Source organism: Propioniciclava sp. LT432 (assembly GCF_059515965.1).
In genome coordinates this window covers 62,426-86,778 of sequence record NZ_JCAKNE010000006.1, presented here as the reverse complement: position 1 = coordinate 86,778, position 24,353 = coordinate 62,426, and the positions used below count along the sequence as shown (strand labels likewise).

Below are 24,353 nucleotides of genomic sequence, written 5' to 3'. Positions count from 1 at the left end.
GCACCGTGTCGGGAAGTGGCAGCCGCGCGGACTAGACTCTCGGCCGAGGCCGATGCCCCTGCCTCGGTCCCCCTGATCCATCGAGGTAGTTCGTGAGCACGCCGCAGCCGTCGTCAACCGTTCCGAGCCGACGGAGCACCGCCGTCCTGTTGTCCCTGGCGGGAGCCGTCGTGGCGGCCTACCTGGCGGTCTGGTGGGTGGGTCTGGGCCTGGCGACGCGTCCGCCGCTGCCGGCCCGCATCCAGGCCGACGAGGTGACGGGCCTGATCTCCCTCGTCGGCGACCTCACCGCCCGGCTGGCCGCCTTCGGCACGCTCGGCGCGCTGGCCGCCATCGTCAGTTTCACCCCCCGCGACGACGACCACCTGGTCGCCGACGCCGGGCACCGCCTGCTGCGATGGGCGGGACGCCTCGGTCAGGTGTGGTTCGCGGCATCGGTGCTGAACACCTTCGCCAACCCCGCCTACGTCAACGGGGTCCCGATCGGCGTCACCATGCGTCCGGGCGCGTGGTGGACGTTCCTGTGGGCCTCCCCGTCCGGCTTGGCCTGGCTGGCGTCCGCCCTCGTCGCGGTCGCGATCGTCGTGGCGTCCTACGTGAGCCGGCACTGGGCCACGAGCCTGATCGGCTTGGTGGCCGGCGTGGTCGCGATCGCGTTCGTCACGGTCACCGGCAATGTCACGGTCGGCCTGAACCACGACTGGGCGACGGACGCCGCCGTCGCCGTCGTGTTCACGGTGGTCCCGCTCATGACGGCGGCGGTCGGGGCGTGGCTGGGCGGGACGCCGGCGTCCGTCAGGCGCTACCAGCGGCTGGTGCCGCTCCTGTTGCCCGTGGCCATCGCCGGGCACGCCGTCATCGCCTGGCAGCAGTTGGCCGGGGTCCCGATCACGGCCACCGAATACGGGTGGTGGACGATCGGCATCTTCGTGGTGCTGGGCCTCTTCGCCCTGAGTTGGGCCGTCCGGCAGTTCGTGGGTGGCCGGACGGCGGGCAGCATCGGGCGCGACGTCGTCCTCGCCGTCGCGTACGTGACCTGCGTGACCGCCGAGAACCACATCCCGACGCCGCGGTTCCTCGAGCCGCAGTCCATCATGGTCAACTACCTGGGCTACGAGGTGACGGTCGCGCCGACCATTGAGCGCTTGGTGTCCATCGCCCGCCCGAACCTGCTGTGGGTCGCCATCGTCGTCGTCGCCCTGGCCGCCTACGCCGTCGGCATGGTCCGCGCCCGCAAGCTGGGCACCCGGTGGCCCGTGATGCGCGCCGTGGCGTGGGCGGGCGCGTGGCTGCTGACCCTGTTCCTGGCGATCACCGGCATGTGGGAGTACTCGACGGTCCAGTACAGCTGGCACATGGTCGTCCACATGACCGTGAACATGCTCGTCCCGGTGCTCGGGGTGCTGGGGGCGCCGCTGGCCCTGATCCGCGCCGCCTCTCAGCCGTCGGAGCACCACGTCTCGCTCGGTGACGCCCTCGACTCGCTCGAGTCACACCGCCTGTGGCAGTTCCTGACCAGCCCGCCCGTGGCCTGGGTGGCGTACGTCGGGAGCCTGTTCGCGGTCTACTACACGCCGGCCTTCGCGTGGCTCATGAAGTACCACTGGGCCCACCAGCTCATGCTGCTGGTGTTCATGATGACCGGCTACTTCTTCTTCACGATGATCATCGGTGCCGACCGCACCAGCAAGCAGCTGCCGCACCTGCTCAAGCTCGCCCTGGTCATTTCGATCATGCCGTTCCACGCCGTCTTCGCGGTCGGCATCCTCTCCTCCCAGACCCTGCTCGGCGGCCCGTTCTACGAGACGATCGAAGTGCCCTGGCTGCCCGACCGCGCCGCGCTGATGGCCGACCAGAACATCGCCGGCCAGGCGACCTGGTTCCTGGGCGAGATCCCGCTGTTCCTGGTCATCGCCGCTCTGGCGGCCCAGTGGTTCCGTTCCGACAGCCGCGAGGCCACCACGATCGACGAGGCGGTGGACGTCGGCGCCGACGACTCCTTCGATGCCTACAACGACATGCTGGCGGAGTTGGCCCAGCGCGACGAGCGCATGGCCCGCGAGGCCAAGCTGAAGCGGTTCGAGTCATGACCACCACCCCGGACGCCCCGGTCACCAGCGGTCTCGACCAGCGTGTCGAGCTCGACGTCTCCGGCATGACGTGCGCCGCCTGCGCCAACCGCATCGAGAAGAAGCTCAACAAGATGCCGGGGGTCCGCGCGACGGTGAACTACGCCACCGAGCGCGCGGTGATCCTCGGACTGTCGCCCGACCAGGCTCCCGAAGCCGTGGGCGTCGTCGAGGCGGCGGGCTACGGCGCCTCCCCCGTGGTCGAGGGTGAGGAGGGGCAGGGATACGCCGACCGCGTGAAGATGCTCCGCAACCGGCTCATCGTGGCGGCCCTCCTCACCGTTCCGCTCGGCGACGTCGCGATCGTGCTGGCGCTGGTCCCGCAGATGCGGTTCCCGGGCTGGCAATGGGTGCTGCTCGTCGCATCCCTGCCCGTGGTGTTCTGGAGTGCCTGGCCGTTCCACAAGGCGGCTTGGCGCAACCTCCGCCACGGCTCGACATCCATGGACACCCTGGTCTCGCTCGGCATCCTGGCGGCGTTCACGTGGTCGCTGGTCTCCACCATCCTCGGCAGTGAGGACACGACCGGCTACTGGCTCGGCTACGGCATCGCACCCGCCGGCGCCGACTCGCTCTACCTCGAGGTCGCCGCCGCCGTGACGACGTTCCTGCTGGGCGGCCGGTACATGGAGGCGCGCTCCAAGAAGTCGGCGCGGTCCGTCCTCTCCGCCCTCGGACGCCTCGCCCCCACCTCCGTGCGCGTCATCCGCGAGGGGGTGGAATCGGTCATCCCGATCGGCGACCTCCGCGTGGGCGACCGCTTCGGCGTCCGACCAGGCGAGCGGATCGCGACGGACGGCACCGTCGTCATGGGCTCGTCCGCGGTCGACACCTCGATGATGACCGGCGAGCCGGTCCCGCACGAGGTCACCGAGGGTGACGCCGTCCTCGGTGGCACCATCAACACCAACGGTGCCCTCATCGTCCGTGCCGATCGTGTGGGCGCCCACACCCAGTTGGCCCAGATGGCGGCGACCGCCGAGCAGGCCCAGGCGCGCAAGGCGTCCGTCCAAACCATGGTGGACAAGGTCGTGGGCTGGTTCGTCCCGGCCGTGCTGGGCATCGCCGTCGTGACGCTGGTCGTCTGGCTGCTCGCCGGCGGCGGCACCCGGGCGGCGTTCTCCGCCGCGCTGTCGGTGCTGATCATCGCGTGCCCGTGTGCCCTGGGCCTGGCCACGCCGACCGCGCTCATGGTCGGCGTCGGCCGCGGCGGGCAACTCGGCATCCTCATCAAGGGTCCCGACGCCCTGGAGGCCTCCGGGGTCATCGACACCGTCGTCCTCGACAAGACCGGGACGCTGACGACCGGCGAGATGAGCGTCGAGTCGGTCCACGCCCTCCCGGCGGCCCAGGGCCGGCCTGCCCCCGAGGCCGACGCCGTGCTGGCCCTCGCCGCGGCCGTCGAACACCACTCCGAGCACCCCATCGCGCGCGCCATCACGCGACGAGCCGCCGCCGCGGGCGTGGTGGTCCCGGACGCCACCGGCGTCAGCGCGTTGCCCGGCCTCGGTGCGAGCGGCCAGGTCGACGGCGCGACGGTCCTCGTGGGCAACCTGGGCCTGTTCCGCGAGCGCGGGTTCGCCGTCGAGGCGTCCGTCGAGACCGCGCTGGAGGAGTCCGCCCGCACCGGGCGCACCGCCGTCCTGGTCGGGGTCGGCGACGAGCTCATCGGCACGATCGAGGTCGCCGACACGATCAAGGAGTCGGCCACCGCCGCCGTCTCCCGCCTCAAGGAGATGGGCCTGCGGACGGTCCTGCTCACCGGCGACCGCCGCGCCGCTGGCGAGGCCATCGGTGCCATCGTGGGGGTCGACGAGGTGATCGCCGAGGTCCTGCCGACGGACAAGTCCGCCGTCATCGAGCGACTCCAGGGCGAGGGCCGCCGGGTCGCCATGGTGGGCGACGGCATCAACGACGCCGCGGCGCTGGCGTCGGCCAACCTCGGCCTCGCCGTCGTGTCGGGCACCGACGTGGCGATGAAGTCGGCCGACATCATCCTGGTCCGCCGCGACCTCAACGTGATCCCGGACGCCGTCGCCCTGTCCCGGCGCACGCTGCGCACGATCAAGGGCAACCTCGTGTGGGCGTTCGGCTACAACATCGCAGCCATCCCGCTCGCGGCGCTGGGGCTGCTGAACCCGCTCATCGCGGGGTTCGCCATGTCACTGTCGTCGGTGTTCGTGGTGTCGAACTCCACGCGGCTGCGGCGGTTCACCCCCGCGCGCTGAGCGGGACTGCCCGGCGCCCCGGGCGTTCCCGAACCGCCCACCCCGTCAGAAGTCGGACGCGCTGGCCACGAAGTCCGCGGGGAGGGAGCGATCCGCGGAGGCGGACGACCCCGGACGCACGCGCGGGTCGTCCTTCGTCTCGGCCATCCTCCAGTAGACGACCGCGGACCCGAGGCAGAGCAGGACCATCACCACCTGGAAGACCCAGAAGGCTCCTTGGGCGACCATGGCCGTCGCGAGCACCGGGGACAACCCACCGAAGAGGGCCACCGCGATGCCGTAGGGCAGCGAGATGCCGGCCGTGCGCACCTCGGTCGGGAACTGCTCGGCCATCACCGCGGCCAACGAGCCCGCGTAGGCCGCCAGCAGCACGGCGCTGACCGAGACGGCGACGAGCGCGCTGGACATCGTCTCGCCGACCGTGTTCAGCAGCGGGATGAACGTCACAGCCGAGCCGATGGCGAAGAACAACAGCATCGGGCGGCGTCCGAGGCGGTCGGAGAGGTAACCCGACACGGGCTGCAGGATCGTGAACAGCGCCAGACCGAGCATCGCCGCCAGCTGTGCCTCGCGGAGTTCGGCGCCGGTGTGCAGGTGCAGGATGGAGGGCAGGGAGACGAACCAGAACTGCACCAGCGCTGTCCCGGCCGCCACCAGGCCGATGACCCGCAGGACGGCCCGGGGGTGCTCGCGCAGCACGGCCGTGAGGGGGCGGCGCACCAGGCGCCCGTTGTCCCTGACGCGGGTGAACGCCTCGGTGTCGGGCACCGACATGCGCACCCACAGGCCGAGCAGACCGAGCAGCCCCCCGACCCCGAAGGCAACGCGCCAGCCCCAGGACGCCAGGGCGTCGTCGGACAGGCTCGCGAACATCACGGCGGCGAGGATCGACGCCGCAAGGGTGCCCGCCCCCACCGAGACCTGCTGCCAGGACCCGGCCCACGCACGGCGTCCGGTCGGCGCGTTCTCGACGAGGAAGGCCGAGGACGTGCCGAACTCACCCCCGGCCGAGAAGCCCTGGATGCAGCGGCCCACCGTCAGCAGCACCGGGGCCGCGACACCGATCTGTCCGTACGTGGGGATCAAGGCGATCATCAGGCTGGCCCCCGCCATCAACACGATGGCCAGGGTCAGGCCGGCGCGGCGTCCGTGCCGGTCGGCGTACGAGCCGAGGACGGCCCCGCCGAGGGGCCGGAAGAAGAAGCCCACGGCGAAGATCGCGAAGCCCGCGAGGATCTGCGCGAATGGGTCCTCCATGGGGAAGAACGAGGCCGCGAAGACGGGCACGAAGAACCCGTAGACGGCCCAGTCGAACCACTCCACGAGGTTCCCGACGGTACCGGCGAAGAGGGAGCGGCGCCTCGTGCGGGCGCGCTCCGCCTCACGCCGGGCAGCCTTTCCTCGCGCAGCAGTCATCGTGTGCAACGTCCCCTCCCCAAACTCTGTGCAGCGTACTCGCCGACGGCGCGTCGATCCACCTTGTGGGTGGGGCGGAGGGGGAGGACGGGCATGGTCAGGACGTCCTTGGGGCGCTCCGCGGGTGCGAGGTGCGCGGTGGCCGCACGTACCGCGTCCGGGTCGGGCGGGACGCCGTCCGTGACGGCCACCACGCGTTGTCCCCAGTGGGGATCCTGCACGCCGACGACCACCCACCGCCCGCCCAGAGCGGCCAAGGCGTCCTCGACGCGCGCGGGGTGGACGTTGACGCCGCCGGAGATGATCACGTCGTCGGCGCGGCCCAGGACGCTGAGGCGCCCCTCCTCCCACGCCCCCACGTCGTTGGTGACGAGCCAGCCGTCCTCGGAGAACGGCTGGTCGGCCGAGTCGAGGTGGCGCGTGAGCAGCGTCTCCCCGGCGAGGTGGATCCGCCCGTCGACGAGCCGCGCGCGCACGCCCTCCAGGGGGACGCCGTCGTACACGCAGCCGCCGCTGGTCTCGGTGGAACCGTAGGTCCGGACGATCCGGACTCCCGCCGCTGCGGCGCGGCCGGCCAGCTCGGGCGTCAGGGCCGCCCCTCCGACGAGGATCGCCGCGAACCCGCGCAGCAAGTGGGGTGCCTCCTCGACGATTCCGTGCAGTTGGGTCGGCACGAGGGACAGGTAGTGCGGGATCCCGGGCACCAGGCGGGCCAGGGCATCCTCGAAGAGGGCCGCGTCGAACCCGCGCTCCGGCGCGTAGACGACCGGACGGTGGCCGGCCAGCACGCTGCGGTTGACCACTTGGAAACCGGCCACCCCGTGCACCGGCAGCGACGTCACCCACTGGCCGGGCCCGTCGAGTCGGGCATGGGTGGCGCGGGCGGAGGCGTCCAGCGCCGCGCGCGACAGGCCCACCAGGTGGCCACGCCCATCGGTCGACCCGGACGTCTGGATGACGACGTCGACCCCGTCGAGGGGCTGGGTGACGCGGGACGCCGCGTCCTCGAACGCGGTCTCCGACGGTGCCATGACGATGACCGGTGCCTGTGGGCGTCCACTCGAGTCACGAAGCCGGTCGTAGAGCGCTTGCACTGCCGCGGCGGACGTGCCGCCGCCGCCCCAGGTGAGGGGACGCATCAGAAGTAGTAGGGGTAGCCCGTCCAGTCCGGGTCGCGGCGTTGGACGAAGGCGTCGCGCCCTTCCTGGGCCTCCTCGGTCATGTAGGCCAGGCGCGTCGCCTCGCCGGCGAACACCTGCTGGCCGGCGAGCCCGTCGTCGGCGAGGTTGAACGCGAACTTGAGCATCCGGATCGCCTGGGGCGACTTGGTGGCGATGGTCCGCGCGTACTCCAGCGCGAGGTTCTCGATCTGGTCGTGGTCGGCCACCTCGTTGACGACGCCCCAGCGCTCGGCGTCCTCGGCGGAGTACTCGCGGGCCAGGAAGAAGATCTCGCGGGCCCGCTTGTCGCCGGCCTGCCGGGCGAGCAGCGCCGAGCCGTAGCCGGCGTCGAAGGAACCCACGTTGGCGTCGGTCTGCATGAAGCGGGCCTCCTGCCGGGAGGCGATCGACAGGTCGCAGACGACGTTCAGGGAGTGCCCGCCGCCGGCGGCCCAGCCGGACACGACGGCGATGACGACCTTCGGCATGGTCCTGATCAGTCGCTGCACCTCGAGGATGTGAAGGCGTCCGGCACGCGCGGGGTCGATCTGCTCGCGCCGTTGGGCGGGGGCGGCCTCGTCGTCGGCGCCGTCCACCTCGTAGCGGTAGCCGTCCTTGCCGCGGATGCGCTGGTCGCCGCCCGAGCAGAACGCCCAGCCGCCGTCCTTGGGCGAGGGTCCGTTGCCCGTCAGGATCACCGTGCCCACGTCGGAGGTCATCCGCGCGTGGTCGAGGGCGCGGTACAGCTCGTCGACGGTGTGCGGACGGAACGCGTTGCGCACCTCGGGGCGGTCGAAGGCGATGCGCACCACCGGAAGGTCGGCCCCGTCCCTGCTGATTCCCCGGTGGTAGGTGATGTCGGTCAGGTCGAAGCCTTCGACAGCGCGCCAACGGGTCGGATCGAACGGGTTTCCCATGGGGCCCCAGCCTAGCCACGGCGACGGTAAGGTGAGCCATCGTGACAATGGCCGAGTTGAGCGACCCCCTCCGGGTCGAGGAGCCCTTCGCAGCCTCCCTGCGCCGCGGGCTCCCCCTGGTGTGGGCGACCGGCGCCGGCAAGCACCTGACGGCCATGCTCGGGTGGGGCGAGGCCTTCCGCGCCACGGCCCACGGCATGGACCGCTTCGAGCGCCTGGACGAGGCGTTCTCCCGCTGGACCGCCACCCTCCCCGCGGACGCCAACCCGGTGGCCTTCGCCACCTGCGCGTTCGCCGACGACTCCTCGGCCGAGTCCGTCCTCATCGTCCCGGCGCTGCTGGGCCGCTGGGCCCAAGGCGTCCTGACGGTGACCGCGAACGGCGTCCCCACGAGCGAGTCGCTCCCCCGGCCGAGCGAGCCGCACGAATTCGAGGAGCTCGAACTCCTGCCCGGCACCCTCACCCGCCAGCGCTTCCGGCAGGCCGTGCAGGCGGCCGTCGACCGGATCGCCGACGGCGAGGTCGAGAAGGTGGTGGTCGCGCGCGACCTGTTCGCGAGCTCGCCGGACCCCCTGGACATCTCCGCGCTGCTCGCCCGACTTCAACTGGCCAACACCTCCAGCTGGACGTTCCACGTCGACGGGTTGGTCGGTGCCTCTCCGGAGATGCTCATCGCGGCGTCCGGCCCCCACATCCGCTCCCAGGTGCTGGCCGGCTCGGCCCCGGTCACCGGCGACGTCGGAACGGACGACGTGACCGCCACCAGACTCGCCGCCTCGGCCAAGGACCACGCCGAGCACGCCTACGCCGCCCGCTCGGTCGCGGACCGGCTGGCCACCGTCGCCGACGTGGCCACGCGTGACCCGGAGGTCAAGCGGCTGACCCGCATCATGCACCTGGCCACCGACATCACCGGCACGCTCCGGCAGCGCCACTCCGCCCTGGCCCTGGCGGGGATCGTCCATCCCAGCGCCGCGGTGTGCGGCACCCCGACCGACGTCGCGTTCCGGGTCATCGCCGAGCTCGAGGGCTTCGATCGCGGTCGCTACGCCGGGCCCGTCGGCTGGGTGGACGCCTCGGGCGACGGTGAGTTCGTCATCGCCCTGCGCTGCGGCCAGGTCACCGAGGACGGCACCGGCATCCGCCTGTTCGCCGGCGGCGGCATCGTGGCGGGGTCGGTCCCCAGCGACGAGCTCGCCGAGACGGCCCGCAAGTTCCTGCCCATGTACGAGGCCCTGTCCCCCGTGGACCGCCCGTGATCCTCACCTGGGCCTCACCGCTGCGCGACCGCTTCCGCAACCTCACCGAGCGCGACGGGGTCCTGCTGCGCGGTCCCGCCGGCTGGGGTGAGTTCTCCCCCTTCTGGGACTACGACGACGCCACGTGCGTCCCGTGGTTGCGGGCGGCGGTCGAGGCGGCCACGCTCCCCTTCCCGGACGCCGTGCGTGACGCCGTGCCCGTCAACGCCACCGTCCCGGCGGTGGGGCCCGCGCGGGCCGCCGAGATCGTCCGCGCCTCCGGCTGCGCGACCGTGAAGGTGAAGGTCGCCCAGGCCGGGCAGTCGCTGGCCGACGACCTCGACCGCGTCGCGGCGGTCCGGGACGCGCTGGGGCCGGCCGGGCACGTCCGTGTGGACGCCAACGCCGCCTGGTCGCTCGAGGAGGCCCTCGAGGCCCTGCCCCGCCTCGACCGGGCCGCGGGGGGCCTGGAGTACGCCGAGCAACCCGTCGCCACCGTGGACGACCTCGCCCGCGTCCGCCGGGCCGTCTCCGTTCCCATCGCCGCCGACGAGTCGATCCGGCGGGCGTCCGACCCCTACGCCGTCGTCCGCGCCGAGGCCGCCGACGTGATCGTCGTGAAGGTGCAGCCGCTGGGTGGCGTCCGCGCCTGCCTCGCCCTGGCCGAGGAGCTGGGGCTGCCGGTCACCGTCTCGTCCGCCCTGGAGTCGTCGGTCGGCATCGCCGCCGGCGTTGCCCTGGCGTCCGCGCTGCCCCGGACCAACGCTGCCGGTTTGGCCACGGTCGCGATGTTCACCGCGGACGTCGCGACCACCCCGCTCCTCCCCTCCGGCGGCGCGCTGCCCGTCCACCGCGTCACCCCGGACGCCGTGCGCCCGGCCCCGGCCGAGGTCGACCGCGCCTGGCGCGAGCGGCTCGACCGGGTGGCCCGGCTGGCCGGGATCGACCTGGAGGAGGTGCAGTCATGACCTCGACGGCCATGGCCCGCGAACTCGTCACCCAGCTCGCCGCCGCCGGCGTCCGCGACGTGGTGCTGTCCCCCGGCTCCCGCTCGGCCCCCCTCGCCTACGCGGTGGCGGACGCCGAGGGCGCCGGCTGGGTGCGCGCGCACGTCCGCGTGGACGAGCGGAGCGCCGGGTTCCTCGCCCTCGGCCTCGCCAAGGCGTCCCTGCACCGCGGCGACCCGCGGCCGGTCGCGGTGGTCACCACCTCCGGGACCGCCGTCGCCAACCTCCACCCGGCCGTGCTGGAGGCCTCCCACGCCGGGGTTCCCCTGCTGGTCGTGAGCGCCGACCGCCCCCATGAGTGGCATCGCACGGGCGCCAACCAGACCACGGTCCAGACGGGGCTGTTCGCGGACGCCCCCCGCGCGGTCGCCGAACTACCCGCACGCGCCAACCCGGCGGCCGTTCGCGGGCACGTCGCCCGGCTGGTTGCGGCGGCGCTGGGCACGCTCACCCGCGACCCGGGGCCGGTGCACCTGAACGTGTCGTTCGCCGAGCCGCTCGTCCCCGACGCCCCTTGGACGCCCGGCGAACTTCCCGCACCCCTCGGCGTCGCCCCTCTCAGCGCCCCCACCCCGACCCATCTGTCCGCAGGGCGGCGCACCCTCGCCGTCGCCGGTGACGGGGCGGGTCCGGACGCCGCACGCCTGGCCCACGACGCGGGCTGGCCCCTGCTCGCCGAGCCGTCGTCGGGGGCCCGGACGCCGGGCGCGATCGTCCACTACCTGCGCCTGCTCGCCGACAGGTTGGCCGACGAGGTCGAGCGCGTGGTGGTGTTCGGGCACCCCACCCTGAGCCGGCCAATCTCGCGCCTGCTGGGACGTCGGGAGGTCGAGGTCGTCGTGGTCTCCCCCACCGCCCGCTGGACTGACGTCGCCGGCGCCGCCTCCCTCGTCACCGGGGCGGTCACCGCGGCCGCACCCGAGGCGTCCGACCTCGCCTGGCTGCAGCGTTGGCAGGACGCCGACGCGGCGGCCGCGCCGGAGCCGAGCCCCCTCCAGCGGGCCGCCCTCGCGCTCTGGGACACCCCGGAGGTCCTCATGCTGGGCTCGTCCAACACGGTCCGGGCGTTCGACGCGGTCACTCCCGGCGCCGATCGGGCCGCGCGCGTGTTCGCCAACCGAGGGCTCGCCGGCATCGACGGCCTGGTCTCCACCGCGCGGGGGCTGGCCACCGGACTCGGCGAGCCGGTCCGCGTGGTGCTCGGTGACCTGTCGTTCCTGCACGACGTGGGCGGTCTGGCGCGCGGCGACCTCGAGACGGACGCCGACCTCCAGGTGGTCGTCCTCGACGACCACGGCGGCGGGATCTTCGGCACGCTGGAGCACGCCGCGGCCCCCGCCAGAACGTTCGCCCGCTTCTTTGCCACGCCACAGGCCGTCGACGCGGTCGCAACAGCCCGCGGCTTCGGGGTGCCGGCCGAGCGGGTGGCGGTGGACGACCTGCCCGGCGTGTTGTCCCGTCCGATCCGGGGCACCAGCTTGGTCGTGGTGCCCCTGCCGCCGCTCACCGCGGGGCGTGGCTGACCCTTCGCGCGCTCGTGCGGTGGCCCCCCGCGGCGTCGCCGTTGCCCGGTTCCCAGCTTCACGGGAGCTTCACACAATCACCACGATCGCCCCCCTCGAAGCAACACACCGGTTGGGTCTACTTGATGTCACAAGCAGTTCAGACCATGAACCAGGAGGAGACATGTCCACCACACGCAAGATCGCCCTCGGCATCGCCGGCGGCGCCATTCTCATCGGGGGGGCGCTCGGGGTGGCTTCGTTGGCCAGCGCCGAGACCCCCGAGAGCCCGTCGCCCACCGCCCCCGCGGCGGGTCCGGCTTGGCAGCGCGGCGGCGGCTTCGGCCGCATGGCCGGCACCGAGACGGGTGCTGCGGGCCTGCGCAACGGCGCCGGCTACGGGGCGACCCAGAACACGCAGTACCTCGCCGGGAAGCTCGGCGTCACCCAGGAGGCGCTGACCGAGGCCCTGCAGAAGTACCACGCCGACAACCCGATGCCCGTCCGCGGGCAGGAGCTGAGCGAGGAGGAGCAGGCGGCGCGCCACGAGGCACTGGCCACCTACCTCGCCGGCGAACTGGGGGTCGACAAGCAGCTCGTCATCGACACGCTCAACGCGCAGCAGGGCGCCCGCCAGGCGGAGCGCACCGCTCAGATGAAGGAGCGGCTCGCCGAGGCGGTTGAGTCCGGTCGCCTGACCCAGGAGCAGGCGGACGCCATGACGGCGGCCCACGAGGCCGGCGTGGGGATGGGACGCATGGGCGGAGGACCGCGGCGTTGAGCCCTAGCCGGTAAGACCCGGCGACTGGCCCCCAGTATACCCCCCGGGGTATACTGGGGGCCAGTCGAACAAGGAGAGCATGTGACCGAGACCGACACGCAGGACGGGGCGCTGGTCGCCCGCCTTCGCGACAGTGAGAGGACGGCCATCGGCCGGCTCGCGGGCGCCGCCGGCAACGCGTCACTGTGCGCCCTGTCGCGCTCGGGGTCACCCCAGCCCGCCGCCAAGTACCACGAGGGCGCAGCCGTCGCGCTCGCCGAGGCCCGCCGGGCAGCCGTGAAGAGCGGGGGTTCCGAGGCGGACGCCGCGGCCTCCGTTGCGCGGGTCCGGCAGGAGTGGATCGACCGACGCGACACCTCCGTGACCCAGACCCCGGACTGGCGCGCCTACTTCGAAGGCGGTGTGGATGCGTTGGACGAGGCACTCGCGCCCGCGAAGCCGATGACCCGGCCCACCTCCCCCCAGGCGATGGTCGTCGAATCCCCCACCCAGCTGACTGAACCGGCCCCCGCGTCCGACCCCCAGAGCCGCACCTGGACCCCCCTCAGCCGCGGTTCCAGCAACCCTGCGGACTTGATCCGGGACGCCCTGGGGTCCCGCCGACGCATCGTGACCATGGTGGCGTTGACCCCGGCTCTCTTCGCTGGGTTCGCCGCCGCCGGAGGCTTCCCCACAGCCCCCGGGTGGCTGGCGTTGCTGGCGGTCGTGTCCCTGCTCGCGGCGGCCGTCGTCGCCACCTACGTTCCGGAACGGGGGTGGCGCCCCAACGTGGGCTGCACCCCGTGCGCGGCCGTCTCGGCCGGCGCGGTGGTGTTCGCCGCCTCGTTGATCGCCGGGGCACCCGAGGCGACCAACGGAGCGCTGGCCCTCGGCGTCGTGCTGTTCGGCCTGTACCAGCGCCTCACCGGGGCTGGGGCGTCCTGCCGCGCCTGACGCCCCAGCGCTCACCGCGCCGGAGCGCTCACCGCTCCGGCTGCGGCTTGCGCCCGGACTAGTTCTGCGCGGCCGTGGCTTCGGCCATCTGCGCGTGAATGGTGGGCATGTCGAGCTCGCGGACGTTCTCGATGAGTCGCTCGAGCGCCGACTCGGGCAGCGCCCCGGGCTGGCCGAACACGAGGACGCCCTCGCGGAACGCCATCAGCGTCGGGATGGACATGATGCCCGCGGCCGAGGACAACGCCTGCTCGGCCTCGGTGTCGATCTTGCCGAACACGACGTCGGGGTGCTTCTCCGACATCTTCTCGTAGGTGGGGGCGAACATGCGGCACGGCCCGCACCAGGCCGCCCACCAGTCGATGAGGACGATGTCGTCCTCGGCGAGGGTCTTCTCGAGCGTGTCGCTGGTCAGGTCGACGGTGGCCATGGGCTTCCTCCTGCTGGGCTGTGATGAGATGTGACCCCACGATACCCCCGGGGGTATCGTGGTACAACTTCACGAGAGTCGCGGAAGAACGCACGAGGACGCCTCGCCTCAGACCGCGGCGCTCCCGTCCACGGTGCTGCTCGAGATCTTCGTCGCCGCGGTCCAGTCGCGGAGCCACGCCGGGACGTCGAGGTGCCCCGGGAAGCCACCGATGACCTCCTCCATCTCTGCGTGCTCCACCGAACCGCCGCCCTTCTTGAGGAACCGGGCGCGGACGACCGCATGGGCGTACACGGTGTCGCCGACCACGAACGTCTGGTCGAGGTAGATCCAGCGGTCGTCCAGGCCGAGCACCCGGGTGAGCAGGTCGAACCGCTGGAACGGGTTGAGCGACTTCCGGTACGTGATCGTCTGCCCGGCGACAACCGGGTACCAGCCGCGTCTGGCCATCTCGCCCCACAGGCGGGACCGGAGCAGGAGGTCCATGCGACCCAGATCCATGAGCGTCAGGTACTTGCCGTTGTTCATGTGGAACAGCAGGTCCAGGTCGGTGGGGACCACCCGGAACCGCGTCCGCGCGGTGTCCCAGACGCTCATCCTCGGCGCCCGCAGGAGGCGTAGCCGAAGCAGGAGCAGCCGCCAGTACAGGTTCATGGGACGACACCCTACGGGGCAGCAGATTTCGCAGCTCAGGGCGGGGTGGTGACCGGCCTGTCGTTGACCCCCTCGGCCGGGGCGACCCAGCGGCGCCGCAGTTCCGTGGCCCAGAACACGATGAACAGGCCCAACTCGAGGGTCTCCACCCACAGGACCGCGCTGGAAACACCCGCCCATCGGAGCACCCACCACAGCGGCAGCCCGAGGACCATGCCGACGACCAGCCCGCGGTACAGGGTGGCGACCCCTCCGTCCGCGTTGTTGTCGTCGACCCGGACGCGGCCCTGGTGCCTCTCAGGGACGAGGTGGCTCGCCACCGCGATCCCCAAGCTCGCGATCAGCAGGACCGCCGCCGTCAGGTGCACCCCCTCGAAGCGCGTTCCCGGCTCGAACAACCGGACGAGCAGCAGGACGACCATGATGCCCACAGCGAGCAGCGCCGACAGCACCAGCGCGCGAGCAACGAGGGACCCCCGCCAGAGCCGACCCATGGCCCAAGTGCCCTTGAAGTAGTCGAATATGACAAAAGCGAGGGCCGTCGCGAGGTAACAGACCAGGATCACCTTCAGTGACACCGTCGGATCGGCCGCTCCCTCGACCCGGACCGTGGGTTCACTGGCCGCGAAGTTGAAGGGGACGAAGGCCACGATCGGCGCATAGAACCCCGCGGCGTTGAGGGCGAGATCCTCAAGGTCCGACGTCCCGCGGAACGCTGCCACGCCCAGCGCGGTCGCCAGCATGCAGCCGACGAAGACGTCGCGGGCAGGGCCGCCGTAGTAGGCGCTGATCGAATCATTGAACTCTCCGGCAAGGGCGGAGAACGCGAGGATGGTGAGCAACAGGAGCGAGATGGGCGCGAGGATCAACAGGCGCAACGTCCGCTGCCCGTCCGCACCGTCCCATGGCCAGGGGGTGTCCATGTCCGGCATCCTGCCACGCGCCCCCGACACTTCCCCTCGCGACGCGGGGTTGGGAGCACGGGCAGGATGGTCGGCATGGCCCGAGTTGCTCGTCCTGCACGGTGTTCGCGTGCTGGGTTCGCCATCCGTGGGTGATGTCGCTGGCTTGTACGGGCTCGAGCAGGCGTTCGTCGGCGAGCACTTGCTGGACGCCGAAGCCTACGGCTGGGTGCGCCGTTACGACTGGTACGGCACGACCAGTTGGTCGCTCACCGAGCGCGGCAAGACCGAGAACGAGCGTCAACTGGCCGCCGAACTTGACGCCGTGGGTGGCAGGGAAGCTGTCGATGCAGCCCACCGGCAGTTCCTGCCGCTCAACCGACGCCACGGTGTCGTGTGCACGCGCTGGCAGGTGAACGGGCACTTGGACGAGCGGGCTGACGCGGCGGTCCTGCGGGAGCTGAGCGCGTTGGCGCGCGGATTTGACCAGCTCTCGGGGCGACTGGCGGGCGTCCTCGACCGATTCCCCGTACACGCGCCCCGTTACCGGACGGCCCTCGACCACCTGCTCGCAGGCGAGAACGAGTGGCTCGACGCACCGGACCGTCCTTCGTCCCACCTGGTGTGGATCTCGCTCCACGAGGACCTGTTGGCCACGCTGGGCATCGAGCGCGGAACCGACGATCCACAGGGGTGAAGTTGCCTGGACCACTGGAACTGGCCGGGTGAAGACCCAGCCAGTCCGTTGGTGGAGCCAAGGGGATTCGAATAACCTGACCTCCTCATAGGAATGGCATCTGGCCTTGTGAAAGAAGGCTTGCTTGGGCCTCCGCCTCCCCCGCAGGCCCCACCAATGGGCACAGTGTTGGGCGCGGCGTTGGTGCTTGTTCGACCCGTTGGTGCCCGGGGGGTTTCACGGCGGAGGTGGTGGGTAACCACCACCTCGTCGGCACGACAACCGAAAGGGACTGCACCATGATGAAACGTATGAAGATCGCGGGCGTCGGAGTTGCGCTCGCCCTCACGGCGACATTCGGCGTCCTCCCGGCTGCGACGGCCCACGCCGCTCCCGTCTCCCATGCACAGCCCGCAGCTACAAGCCTCCCGGTCACTGGAACCAACTTTGACGGCCGGATCAGCGACCTGACCGTGAGGGCGGTCGACGGGGCCCTCGAGCTCACTGGCACCATCACGGGCGACCTCAACGGTGCGCCGGTCACTGACACCTTCACCGCCATCATCGACACGGCGCAGGTGAGCGGTGCCTGCACCATCCTCGATTTGGACCTCGGGCCTGTTCACCTCGACCTTCTTGGTCTCGTCATCGACCTCGACGAAGTCCACCTGGACATCACTGCCGTGGAGGGGGCCGGGAACCTCTTGGGCAACCTGCTCTGCGCGGTGACGGGTCTGCTGGATCGAGACGGTCCGGTCACCGGGATCGCCGCCCTGCTCAACCGGCTCCTCACCGGACTTGGGCTCTGACAGCTCGCCTTCGAAGTCCCCGGCGCCTCCCCCTTGGCGCCGGGGACTTTACTGCGCCTACCGGAAGATCGCCAAGGACAGCAAAGACTCTCTCCCTAGTGGGAGAGGGTTCCTGTGTGGTGGAGCTAAGGGGATTCGAACCCCTGACCTTCTCATTGCGAACGCGAGGATCACCCGCTCAACACGCCTAGCTGAGCGGTAATTGCACCGCTGGGATGGGCTGGTGCATGCTGGGGGTGGATCACAACATGGTTCACACGGACGGGAATAATCGAACAAAGCATGACCGAAGAGAAGAAGCCGCGCCGCGCCCCCGGGACGGGGTCGGTCTACCAGGACACCCGCGGGTACTGGTACGCCCGGGTCGAAGCCGGCTGGACACCCCGCGGCACCCGCCGCTACGTCCGCCGCGTCGCCAAGAGCCGCAAGCACGCCGAGAAGCTCGCCCTCCAGCTGCTCCGCGCCGACCCCGCCACGCTCGTCACCACCACCCGCACCACCGTAAAGTCCTGGGCCGACACCTGGCTCGGCATCCACGTCAACCGCGTCCGCCCCAACGCCTACGCCACCGACCGCAGCGCCGTCGCCAAGTGGATCATCCCCACCATCGGACACAAGCGCCTCTCCACGCTCACGCCCGGCGACATCCGCGCAGTCGACAAGGCCCAGCAGGACGCCGGCCTCGCCGCCTCGTCGGTCGTCCGGACCCGCGGCGTCCTGGTGAAGATGCTCCGCGACGCCCGCCTCGAGGGCCACCAAGTTCCCGAGCGCATCTTCGACGTGCAGTCCCCCGGCCTGGGCGAGAGCAGCCGTGGCGAGATCCCCCTGCACCACGCCCTCGACATCCTCGACGTCGCCGCGACCCTGCCCGAGGCGTCCCGGTGGGCGATGGCGTTCCTCCAGGGCGTCCGGCCAGCCGAGGCCCGCGGCCTCACCTGGGCGATGGTCGGCGAGGACCACGTCGACATCAGCTGGCAGCTGATGTCGCTGCCCTACCTCGACCCCAAGAACCGGGCCGCCGGCTTCCGGCTGCCCCCCAACTTCGTCGCCCAGCACCTGTGGAAGTCCTACCACCTGGTTCGACCGAAAACGTCGTCCGGACGCCGTATCATCCCGCTCACCAGCTGGATGAGCGCCTCCCTCGCTGACTGGCGCGACCGGCAGAAGCACAGCCCCCACGACCTGGTGTGGCCCCGGCCGACCGGCGAGCCCCTGTCCGACACGATGGACCGTGACCGGTGGCGCGAACTCCTCGAGCTCACCCGCGACCGCCAGCGAGAGGCCCACCCGAAGGCGGCCCGGATGCCGGACTACGACCTGTACTCCGCCCGGCACAGCACCGTGAACCTGCTGCTGCGCGCCGGAGTCGACAAGCACGTCGTCGAGGCGATCGTCGGGCACTCCAAGCTGGTCGACAACTACCGGCACGTCAACAGCGCGGAAACCCGCCAGGCGATCGAGCGTCTCGCCGGAGCGCTCGGCCGCGGGTAAGCAGCCGGGTGCGACAATCGCCCGAATCGTTTTCGAGCCGATGTCACACCTCGGCGCAGGCCTTCCCCCGGTAGACCGCGAAGCCCGTCCCGTCCGCCTCGTTGACCGTGACCGACGTCGACGCCAGACCATCGACGACCGCCTGGCAGATCGCCACCGCCTGCCGGGCAGGCTCGCTCCCGGCAGCCCCGCGGGGATCCACGATCGTCGTCTGGACGCGGACCAGCTGGCCGTCGAGCTCGGCCTTCGTGACGAGCTCGCCGAGCTCGGCGGCGGCCTCCTTGACCTTCGCGGTGACGTCCTCGGTCGCCGCGACTGTGGCGGGCGCGGGGGTCGTGGCCGGCGTCGGGGCTTGGGGGGTGGCGGACGCCGAGCAGCCGGCCAGCATGATGGCGGCCGCGACCGCGGACAAGGACTTGATCGTGATCATCTGGGCTCTCCTTCGTTGGGGATTCACTGCACGCCCAGGCGGACGTGCAGGTAGTGGCGTTCGTCGTCGTCCAGGTCGGCCAGCCGCGCCTCCAGGGTGGGTACGTCCACCCACAGCTCGTCGGCGACCTCGTGGGGATCCTGCGACCACGCTAGGGCGTCGGCGAGCGCCCGGACGTCGATGAGCCGGCGCGCCGCGATCCGGTCGACCTCTTGCTCTTCGCGGGCGACCCACCATGGCGCGTCGAGGGTCGGTCCTCGCTCGGCATGGGTGAGCTCGTGGGCGATCGTCGAGCGCCGTTGCGCCTGGAGCTGGCAGGGGTCGAGGACCATCCGTCGCTCTCGGAAGTGGGTGATCCCGAGCATGTCCTCAGGAAGCGGCTTCCACTCGAGGTCCCACTCGGCCAGCTGCTGCAGGTGTCTCCAGGGGTGGTACATGTCAGCACACTGACCGATGACGAATCTGGTGTCCAGATCAGTTGACCGCGCCCAACCCAATCGGGCCTGCTCACCCCTCTGCGTCTGGGTCCTGGCTCTCCTCGCCGACTTCGGGACCCCGCCGCCCTTTCGCCCCGAGACCGCCGCGCCGCGCCGCGACCCTCTGGAGCCCGTCCTGCCGGGCCCTCCACGCCTCGAGCTCCTCGACACGTGCCTCCAGTCCAGCGATCCAGCCCTCCACCTGCTTGGCGTACTCCGGGTCTGCGGGCGCGTCGAAGACGGTCCGCACCTCCCCCGGGATCGAGTGGATCCGGCGCCAGTCGCCCAGCGTGGCCGGCCACAGGACGCGGACGGCGGCACGAAGGCGGTCGGCTCGCACGGGTTGGCCGCTCTCGATCCGGTCCCAGGTGGCGGGGTTGAGCTTGGCGGCCTGGTAGGCGGCGATCTTGGTGTCGTAGATCTCGGCTCGTCTCTCGCGGATCAGCATGCCCAGCTCGACCCGTTCCTCATCGGTCATGTCCATGCGCCCAGCGTTCCAGAAACAACTAGGAACAGCTAGCGCTGCACAGGAACACCGAATCGAACACGCAGCTACTAGGGGGAATAACACCGATGTGCTTCCGCTAGCCGTGCCGGGCTCTCGAGTTCTTTCGTCAGGTGTTGCCAGCTGTTCCTAAGTGTGGTTAGCTATGCCCATGAACGCAGCACAGACCACGATCGAGGTGCATGGCCCGGCCATCCGCGCCATCCGCATCCGCTCCGGGCTGGGCGTCGCCGATCTGGCCGAGGCCGTCGGCGTCAACCGCCCCTACGTGGCCAAGATCGAACTCGGACACTCCCGTCGGGTGTCCCCGAAGGTGTTCAACGCGCTCGTCGCAGCCTTGGCTCTGGAAGACCGGCGTGCGATCTTGGCGAACCCCTACGGGGCGAGCGTCGAGGCGGTGTCGGCATGACCTGGGCCACCACCGACCGTCTTCGCGCCCTTGCTGAGGGTCCCGCGCTCGACCTGCCGCCCATCCGCTGGAAGGCGCCGGTGGAGGTCTACGGCGAGGACGGCCGCGGCCCGTCCGCCCGCTGGGGCGCCCTGCCCTGGGAGAGCACGCCGGAGGTCGCCTGGCTACCCACCGTCTACCTCTGCGCCTACGACATCCGAGGCATCGACGGCCCGTTCCTCGAGGTCGGCGAGGAGCGCTACACCATCGCCGAGGCGCGCGAACTGCTCGACCGCCTCGCCTCCGCGATCGCCACGGCCGAGGAGGTCAACGGCGACTGCCGCTGCCAGGGTCCCGTCCATCACCCGTCCTGCGTCCAGCGCACCGCGAAGAGCCAGGCGGTGTCCCCGTGACCGGCCCGGTGTTCGAGGCGGTCGTCCGGGGCCCGTACCACCCGATGCTCACCGATCGCCACTACTGGCTCGCCGGCATCAAGAGCCAAGGCGCGACCCGCCCGGGCCGCCTGTGCCGGCACGAGCACCCCACCGAGCACGAAGCCCGGGCCTGCGCCGACCGGCAGCTGGCCGAGCGAGAGGAACGCACCCGATGACCACCACCGCCGACACCCTGACCCCGTTCGCCTACGGAGACCAGCCCGTCCGCGTCGTCACCATCGCCGGCGAGCCCTGGTTCGTCCTCGCCGACCTGTGCCGCGTCCTCGAGCTCAGCAACCCGAGCATGGTCGCCGACCGCCTCGACGACGATGCCCTAAGCACTGCTGAGGTCATCGACTCGATGGGCCGCGAGCAGTCCGCCCGGATCGTATCCGAGCCCGGCATGTACGCGGTCGTCTTCATGAGCCGCAAGCCCGAGGCGGCCGCGTTCCGCCGGTGGATCACCAGCGAGGTCCTGCCCGCCATCCGCAAGCACGGCGCCTACCTCACGCCCGACACCATCGAGCAGGCCCTGACCGACCCGGACACGCTCATCCGCCTGGCGACGAACCTCAAGGAGGAGCGCGCCCTGCGCCGCCTCGCCGAGGCCGAGAGGCTCGTCGCCCAGCAGCGTGCCGGCGAACTCGAGGAGCGGGTCACCGCGGACGCCCCGAAGGTCATCTTCGCCGACGCGGTCGCCGCGTCGCACACGTCGATCCTCGTCGGCGACCTGGCGAAACTCCTGCGCGGCAACGGCGTCCAGGTCGGCGCGACCCGCCTGTTCAAGGCGCTCCGCCGCGACGGCTACCTGATCAACCGGAACGGGTCCGACTGGAACATGCCCACCCAGAAGTCGATGGAACTGGGCCTGTTCGAGATCAAGGAGACCGCCATCACCCACGCCGACGGCCACGTGACCGTCTCCCGGACGCCGAAGGTCACCGGCAAGGGCCAGCGCTACTTCGTCGAGCGGTACCTCGACGGCCGCCTGAGAGTCGAGGCAGCAGCATGACGGCCCAGACCAAGCCCACCCGGCTCCTGCGCGGCCAGGACCGGATCTCCTACTCGATCCCCCAGGCAGCCGAGGCGACCGGCTACAGCGCCGACGTCATCCGCCGAGCCATCAACGCCGGCGACCTCCCCACCGTCGTCGGGACCATCCACGGCCGCGGCATCTCCAAGCCCGTCATCCGCCGCACCGACCTCGAAGCCTGGCTGATCGACCGGCCCGACGACGAGCAGTAGCCACCCACCTCTCGAAGCAAGACCCCCAAGCCCAGCAAGACGAAGGAGAACCCCATGGACACCAACACCGACCTCGCTCCCGGCAAGTACGCGCACGACCACGAGCGTTCCCCCCTCGACATCCTCGACGGCGGCTGCCTGCTGTGCGACCTGGCCGACCTCACCCAGGAGGACGCCCGATGATGCACGAACTCGTCACCAGAGCGATGCTCCTCGCCCTCACCATCGGCCTGTTCGCCGCCGCGCTCGGCGTCCTCGAGGTCCTCGTCCCGGACGTGCTGTTCGAGCCGGCCGCTGAACTCGCGGAGGACTGATCGCGATGGCCCACGAAGACCGCATCACCACCATCGTCGACAGCATCCTCACCGCCTGGGTTGGCAGCCAGCCGAACTCGCGCGAGGTGTCGTCCGGCATCGTCCGGACCGTCCTCGCCCTCAAGCCCCGGGACACCAAGCGCACCGACGAGGACGTCCTGGCCTACGCCGAGTGGAACCCCGACGTCCGGTACATCCCCGGCGGAGTCGCCTACAGCTCACCACGCCGAGCCGGGAAGACGAAGGCCGCCGAGGCCGCCCGCACCCGCCACGAGTCGGGAGGCAAGCCGTGAGCCAGCCCGTCACCATCACCATCGAACTCGTCGACCGCGAGATCCTCACCGCCAACGACCGCCACGGCCACTGGGGATCCCATTCGACCCGCACCCACACCATCCGCGCCAAGGCCGCCGGCGCCTGGATGCGCGCCGGACGCCCCCAACTCGACCGAGCCCACTGCACCGTGTGGGTCACCTACCCGTCCACCAAGCCGCCCGTCCGCGACGTCCACAACCTCGGCCCCACGTTCAAGGCCGCCATCGACGGCATGGTCCACCCCCGCAAGGGCGTCCGCGGCCTCCTGCCCGACGACAACGACCGCTACCTGGTCGGCCCCGACCCGCGAGTCCACGAGGACAGGATCCTCATCGCGCCCGGGAGGCTCCCGAGGACGCGGTTCACGTTCTCGTTCGCCGAGCAGCTGGTAGAGCTCTCCGGCGACCAACTGGCGGCCGAGTTCATCCACGGCACTGACGACGTCCTGGACCTGCCCGAGGGGATCACCCAGACGGCCGTGACCGCTGCGGCTGGCTATGCCGCCCTGTACCTCACCGCAGGCGGGGAGCAGGCCCAGCTCGCCGGCCGGGCCCGCCACGTCCTGGACACGTGCATCCGCTGGGGCGTCTTCCATGGCTAGGAAGGGTCACCGCGTGAACGTGGTCACCGAGGTCGACGTCGACCTGGAGATCGAGGACATCCTCGCCGGCCTCGACGAGGAAGGCCTCCGCCAGCTCGCCGAGGACATCGACGCCCAGCTCAACAACCGGGCGCCGCACGCCCGGTCCGACTCGGTCAGTGAGGCCATCCAACGCCGCCACTACACCGAGCACGACGGACCCGGATGGCTGTGCAAGGACGCCGTCTGTGAAGCCTGGGAGGGAAACCGATGAACGACCTCGACAAGAGCATCAGACTCGCCGCTGGCGCGTCCGCCGGCCCGTGGACGACGACCTGGGCGAACGCCGCCGAGTACAGCCTGTCCGGCCGGACCGTCGACGGCCCCAAGTACGCCCAGGGCTACGTCAACCACGAGATGGATGCCGCTGACGCCGAGTTCATCGCCCACGCCCGCACCGCCCTGCCCAACTACGCGGCCGCGCTCAAGCGGATCCTCATCGCCCACGCGCCGCGGGACATCTACGACGACTGCGACTGCGACGAGGACGCCCGCGAGGACGGCCGGCACGAGCGCGTCGAGGGCATCGGCTTCACCTGCAACAAGGTCGCCACCGTCTGCCGCGAGTGCTGCTGCGACGGCGACAGCGCCCGCACCCTGGTGTGCGAAGAGACCCACCTCCACCAGCCGGGTGAGGACTACCACTGCGCGACCGCCCACCTCGCCGCCGGAGTACGGCCATGACGCTCCCCATGATCGTCGCCGTCATCTTCGCGCTCGTCTTGGCCCTCGTCATCATCGTCATCATCGCGACCATCGCCACACCCGTGGTCGCCCGCCTCGCCGACAGGACCCCCATCGCCCACCGGCGCACCCTCCCCGGCCTCGCGCTCTGCCTGATCGGCCGGCACCGCACCCGCACCTTCCTGCTCATCAACAGCCCCACCTTCATGCACGTCACCATGTGCATCCGCTACGGCTGCCACTGGAGCACCCAAGAACAGGCCCAACGATGACCAGCCACACGCGCACCTTCACGCCCGACCACGTCGACGCGGACGGCACGAAGCACATCGTCGTCAAGCGCGTCTGCAACGGCTGCGGGCGCGTCCTGGGCGACGCCACAGACCAAGAGCTGACCTGCGGCATCCGCCACCCCCTGCCCGGCGTGACCGTCGAGTGCGGCTGCCAGGACGAGACCGAACGCCGCGACGAACTCGTCCGGCTCCTCTACCTGATGGTCGACCGTGCCCGAAACACCGGCTGGAGCCACGCCGAAGGCCACGACGGCGTCGACGAGTTCGCCGCCCGCCGGACGACCGCCGAGCTCGAGTTCGACGTCGTCCACCTCCGAGAGCACCTCCGCAGACAGAAGAACAGGAGCCAAGGATGA

32 protein-coding genes are annotated in these 24,353 nt (G+C 71.1%); 23 read left to right on the top strand and 9 right to left on the bottom strand.

Annotated elements, in window-relative coordinates:
* Positions 1–92 precede the first annotated feature (92 nt).
* Complete coding sequence (locus AC5YDV_RS04650; protein WP_496183195.1) at positions 93–2,090, top strand: cytochrome c oxidase assembly protein; 1,998 nt, start codon at positions 93–95, stop codon at positions 2,088–2,090.
* A complete protein-coding gene (locus tag AC5YDV_RS04645) occupies positions 2,087–4,357 on the top strand; it encodes a heavy metal translocating P-type ATPase (RefSeq protein ID WP_496183194.1) in 2,271 nt (756 codons plus the stop codon). The genes AC5YDV_RS04650 and AC5YDV_RS04645 overlap by 4 nt, the downstream gene beginning before the upstream one ends.
* A 45-nt stretch (positions 4,358–4,402) precedes the next feature.
* Here AC5YDV_RS04645 and AC5YDV_RS04640 read toward each other — a convergent pair whose 3' ends face one another.
* The 3 genes from AC5YDV_RS04640 to AC5YDV_RS04630 are packed head-to-tail and all read right to left on the bottom strand — an operon-like array spanning position 4,403 to position 7,850.
* Positions 4,403–5,773 (bottom strand): MFS transporter, encoded by a 1,371-nt coding sequence (locus AC5YDV_RS04640; RefSeq protein ID WP_496183193.1) that lies wholly within the window; start codon positions 5,771–5,773, stop codon positions 4,403–4,405.
* Complete coding sequence (locus tag AC5YDV_RS04635) at positions 5,770–6,912, bottom strand: AMP-binding protein (protein ID WP_496183192.1); 1,143 nt, start codon at positions 6,910–6,912, stop codon at positions 5,770–5,772. The genes AC5YDV_RS04640 and AC5YDV_RS04635 overlap by 4 nt, the downstream gene beginning before the upstream one ends.
* Positions 6,912–7,850, bottom strand: coding sequence for a 1,4-dihydroxy-2-naphthoyl-CoA synthase (locus AC5YDV_RS04630; RefSeq protein WP_496183191.1), 939 nt, complete (start codon positions 7,848–7,850; stop codon positions 6,912–6,914). Before AC5YDV_RS04630 ends, AC5YDV_RS04635 begins: the two co-directional genes overlap by 1 nt.
* A 56-nt stretch (positions 7,851–7,906) precedes the next feature.
* Between AC5YDV_RS04630 and AC5YDV_RS04625 the strand changes: the two genes are divergently transcribed.
* The 5 genes from AC5YDV_RS04625 (at position 7,907) to AC5YDV_RS04605 (ending at position 13,311) form a co-directional block, all read left to right on the top strand.
* A complete protein-coding gene (locus AC5YDV_RS04625) occupies positions 7,907–9,109 on the top strand; it encodes an isochorismate synthase (protein WP_496183190.1) in 1,203 nt (400 codons plus the stop codon).
* Complete coding sequence (locus AC5YDV_RS04620) at positions 9,109–10,056, top strand: o-succinylbenzoate synthase (protein ID WP_496183230.1); 948 nt, start codon at positions 9,109–9,111, stop codon at positions 10,054–10,056. The genes AC5YDV_RS04625 and AC5YDV_RS04620 overlap by 1 nt, the downstream gene beginning before the upstream one ends.
* Positions 10,053–11,618 carry a 2-succinyl-5-enolpyruvyl-6-hydroxy-3-cyclohexene-1-carboxylic-acid synthase gene (gene menD, locus AC5YDV_RS04615; protein WP_496183189.1) on the top strand — a complete coding sequence of 522 codons (1,566 nt, stop codon included), beginning with the start codon at positions 10,053–10,055 and terminating at the stop codon, positions 11,616–11,618. The genes AC5YDV_RS04620 and menD overlap by 4 nt, the downstream gene beginning before the upstream one ends.
* Positions 11,619–11,781: 163 nt before the next feature.
* Entirely contained in the window at positions 11,782–12,378 is a 597-nt protein-coding gene (locus AC5YDV_RS04610) for a helix-turn-helix domain-containing protein (RefSeq protein WP_496183188.1), read from the top strand.
* A gap of 81 nt (positions 12,379–12,459) precedes the next feature.
* Positions 12,460–13,311 carry a hypothetical protein gene (locus AC5YDV_RS04605; RefSeq protein ID WP_496183187.1) on the top strand — a complete coding sequence of 284 codons (852 nt, stop codon included), beginning with the start codon at positions 12,460–12,462 and terminating at the stop codon, positions 13,309–13,311.
* A gap of 58 nt (positions 13,312–13,369) precedes the next feature.
* On the opposite strand, the gene trxA is transcribed toward AC5YDV_RS04605, so the two are convergent.
* The 3 genes from trxA to AC5YDV_RS04590 all read right to left on the bottom strand — a co-directional run bounded on the left by trxA (position 13,370) and on the right by AC5YDV_RS04590 (position 15,318).
* Positions 13,370–13,741, bottom strand: coding sequence for a thioredoxin (gene trxA, locus AC5YDV_RS04600; RefSeq protein ID WP_496183186.1), 372 nt, complete (start codon positions 13,739–13,741; stop codon positions 13,370–13,372).
* A 108-nt stretch (positions 13,742–13,849) separates the two neighbouring features.
* The gene (locus AC5YDV_RS04595; RefSeq protein WP_496183185.1) at positions 13,850–14,395 is read right to left on the bottom strand and encodes an acyl-CoA thioesterase; all 546 of its coding nucleotides are present in this window, start codon (positions 14,393–14,395) and stop codon (positions 13,850–13,852) included.
* Between the two features lie 35 nt (positions 14,396–14,430).
* Positions 14,431–15,318, bottom strand: coding sequence for a hypothetical protein (locus tag AC5YDV_RS04590; protein ID WP_496183184.1), 888 nt, complete (start codon positions 15,316–15,318; stop codon positions 14,431–14,433).
* A 127-nt stretch (positions 15,319–15,445) separates the two neighbouring features.
* Here AC5YDV_RS04590 and AC5YDV_RS04585 point away from each other — a divergent pair, with 127 nt between their 5' ends.
* From AC5YDV_RS04585 to AC5YDV_RS04575, 3 genes are all read left to right on the top strand, one after another.
* Positions 15,446–15,994 carry a transcriptional regulator gene (locus AC5YDV_RS04585; RefSeq protein ID WP_496183183.1) on the top strand — a complete coding sequence of 183 codons (549 nt, stop codon included), beginning with the start codon at positions 15,446–15,448 and terminating at the stop codon, positions 15,992–15,994.
* Between the two features lie 278 nt (positions 15,995–16,272).
* The gene (locus AC5YDV_RS04580) at positions 16,273–16,782 is read left to right on the top strand and encodes a hypothetical protein (protein ID WP_496183182.1); all 510 of its coding nucleotides are present in this window, start codon (positions 16,273–16,275) and stop codon (positions 16,780–16,782) included.
* Positions 16,783–17,064: 282 nt separating this feature from the next.
* On the top strand, positions 17,065–18,273 hold the full coding sequence (locus AC5YDV_RS04575) for a tyrosine-type recombinase/integrase (protein ID WP_496192400.1): 1,209 nt from the start codon (positions 17,065–17,067) through the stop codon (positions 18,271–18,273).
* A gap of 43 nt (positions 18,274–18,316) precedes the next feature.
* Here AC5YDV_RS04575 and AC5YDV_RS04570 read toward each other — a convergent pair whose 3' ends face one another.
* From AC5YDV_RS04570 to AC5YDV_RS04560, 3 genes are all read right to left on the bottom strand, one after another.
* Positions 18,317–18,703 carry a hypothetical protein gene (locus AC5YDV_RS04570; RefSeq protein WP_496192399.1) on the bottom strand — a complete coding sequence of 129 codons (387 nt, stop codon included), beginning with the start codon at positions 18,701–18,703 and terminating at the stop codon, positions 18,317–18,319.
* A 23-nt stretch (positions 18,704–18,726) separates the two neighbouring features.
* Entirely contained in the window at positions 18,727–19,140 is a 414-nt protein-coding gene (locus AC5YDV_RS04565; protein WP_496192398.1) for an ImmA/IrrE family metallo-endopeptidase, read from the bottom strand.
* Between the two features lie 70 nt (positions 19,141–19,210).
* Positions 19,211–19,663: a hypothetical protein gene (locus AC5YDV_RS04560; protein WP_496192397.1), complete on the bottom strand. Its 453-nt coding sequence runs from the start codon at positions 19,661–19,663 to the stop codon at positions 19,211–19,213.
* A gap of 172 nt (positions 19,664–19,835) precedes the next feature.
* Between AC5YDV_RS04560 and AC5YDV_RS04555 the strand changes: the two genes are divergently transcribed.
* The 13 genes from AC5YDV_RS04555 to AC5YDV_RS04495 are packed head-to-tail and all read left to right on the top strand — an operon-like array spanning position 19,836 to position 24,353.
* Positions 19,836–20,093 (top strand): helix-turn-helix domain-containing protein, encoded by a 258-nt coding sequence (locus tag AC5YDV_RS04555; protein ID WP_496192396.1) that lies wholly within the window; start codon positions 19,836–19,838, stop codon positions 20,091–20,093.
* Positions 20,090–20,485: a hypothetical protein gene (locus AC5YDV_RS04550; protein WP_496192395.1), complete on the top strand. Its 396-nt coding sequence runs from the start codon at positions 20,090–20,092 to the stop codon at positions 20,483–20,485. The genes AC5YDV_RS04555 and AC5YDV_RS04550 overlap by 4 nt, the downstream gene beginning before the upstream one ends.
* Positions 20,482–20,682 (top strand): hypothetical protein, encoded by a 201-nt coding sequence (locus AC5YDV_RS04545; protein ID WP_496192394.1) that lies wholly within the window; start codon positions 20,482–20,484, stop codon positions 20,680–20,682. Before AC5YDV_RS04550 ends, AC5YDV_RS04545 begins: the two co-directional genes overlap by 4 nt.
* Complete coding sequence (locus AC5YDV_RS04540; protein ID WP_496192393.1) at positions 20,679–21,518, top strand: phage antirepressor; 840 nt, start codon at positions 20,679–20,681, stop codon at positions 21,516–21,518. Before AC5YDV_RS04545 ends, AC5YDV_RS04540 begins: the two co-directional genes overlap by 4 nt.
* On the top strand, positions 21,515–21,751 hold the full coding sequence (locus tag AC5YDV_RS04535) for a helix-turn-helix domain-containing protein (protein ID WP_496192392.1): 237 nt from the start codon (positions 21,515–21,517) through the stop codon (positions 21,749–21,751). The genes AC5YDV_RS04540 and AC5YDV_RS04535 overlap by 4 nt, the downstream gene beginning before the upstream one ends.
* Positions 21,752–21,805: 54 nt before the next feature.
* Positions 21,806–21,934, top strand: a complete 129-nt coding sequence (locus AC5YDV_RS04530) for a hypothetical protein (RefSeq protein WP_496192391.1) — start codon at positions 21,806–21,808, stop codon at positions 21,932–21,934.
* A complete protein-coding gene (locus tag AC5YDV_RS04525; RefSeq protein ID WP_496192390.1) occupies positions 21,931–22,065 on the top strand; it encodes a hypothetical protein in 135 nt (44 codons plus the stop codon). The genes AC5YDV_RS04530 and AC5YDV_RS04525 overlap by 4 nt, the downstream gene beginning before the upstream one ends.
* Positions 22,066–22,070: 5 nt before the next feature.
* Entirely contained in the window at positions 22,071–22,358 is a 288-nt protein-coding gene (locus AC5YDV_RS04520) for a hypothetical protein (protein ID WP_496192389.1), read from the top strand.
* Positions 22,355–22,981 carry a hypothetical protein gene (locus tag AC5YDV_RS04515; protein WP_496192388.1) on the top strand — a complete coding sequence of 209 codons (627 nt, stop codon included), beginning with the start codon at positions 22,355–22,357 and terminating at the stop codon, positions 22,979–22,981. Before AC5YDV_RS04520 ends, AC5YDV_RS04515 begins: the two co-directional genes overlap by 4 nt.
* 13 nt (positions 22,982–22,994) lie before the next feature.
* On the top strand, positions 22,995–23,234 hold the full coding sequence (locus tag AC5YDV_RS04510; RefSeq protein WP_496192387.1) for a hypothetical protein: 240 nt from the start codon (positions 22,995–22,997) through the stop codon (positions 23,232–23,234).
* Positions 23,231–23,704, top strand: a complete 474-nt coding sequence (locus AC5YDV_RS04505) for a hypothetical protein (RefSeq protein WP_496192386.1) — start codon at positions 23,231–23,233, stop codon at positions 23,702–23,704. The genes AC5YDV_RS04510 and AC5YDV_RS04505 overlap by 4 nt, the downstream gene beginning before the upstream one ends.
* A complete protein-coding gene (locus AC5YDV_RS04500; protein WP_496192385.1) occupies positions 23,701–23,976 on the top strand; it encodes a hypothetical protein in 276 nt (91 codons plus the stop codon). The genes AC5YDV_RS04505 and AC5YDV_RS04500 overlap by 4 nt, the downstream gene beginning before the upstream one ends.
* A complete protein-coding gene (locus AC5YDV_RS04495) occupies positions 23,973–24,353 on the top strand; it encodes a hypothetical protein (protein ID WP_496192384.1) in 381 nt (126 codons plus the stop codon). Before AC5YDV_RS04500 ends, AC5YDV_RS04495 begins: the two co-directional genes overlap by 4 nt.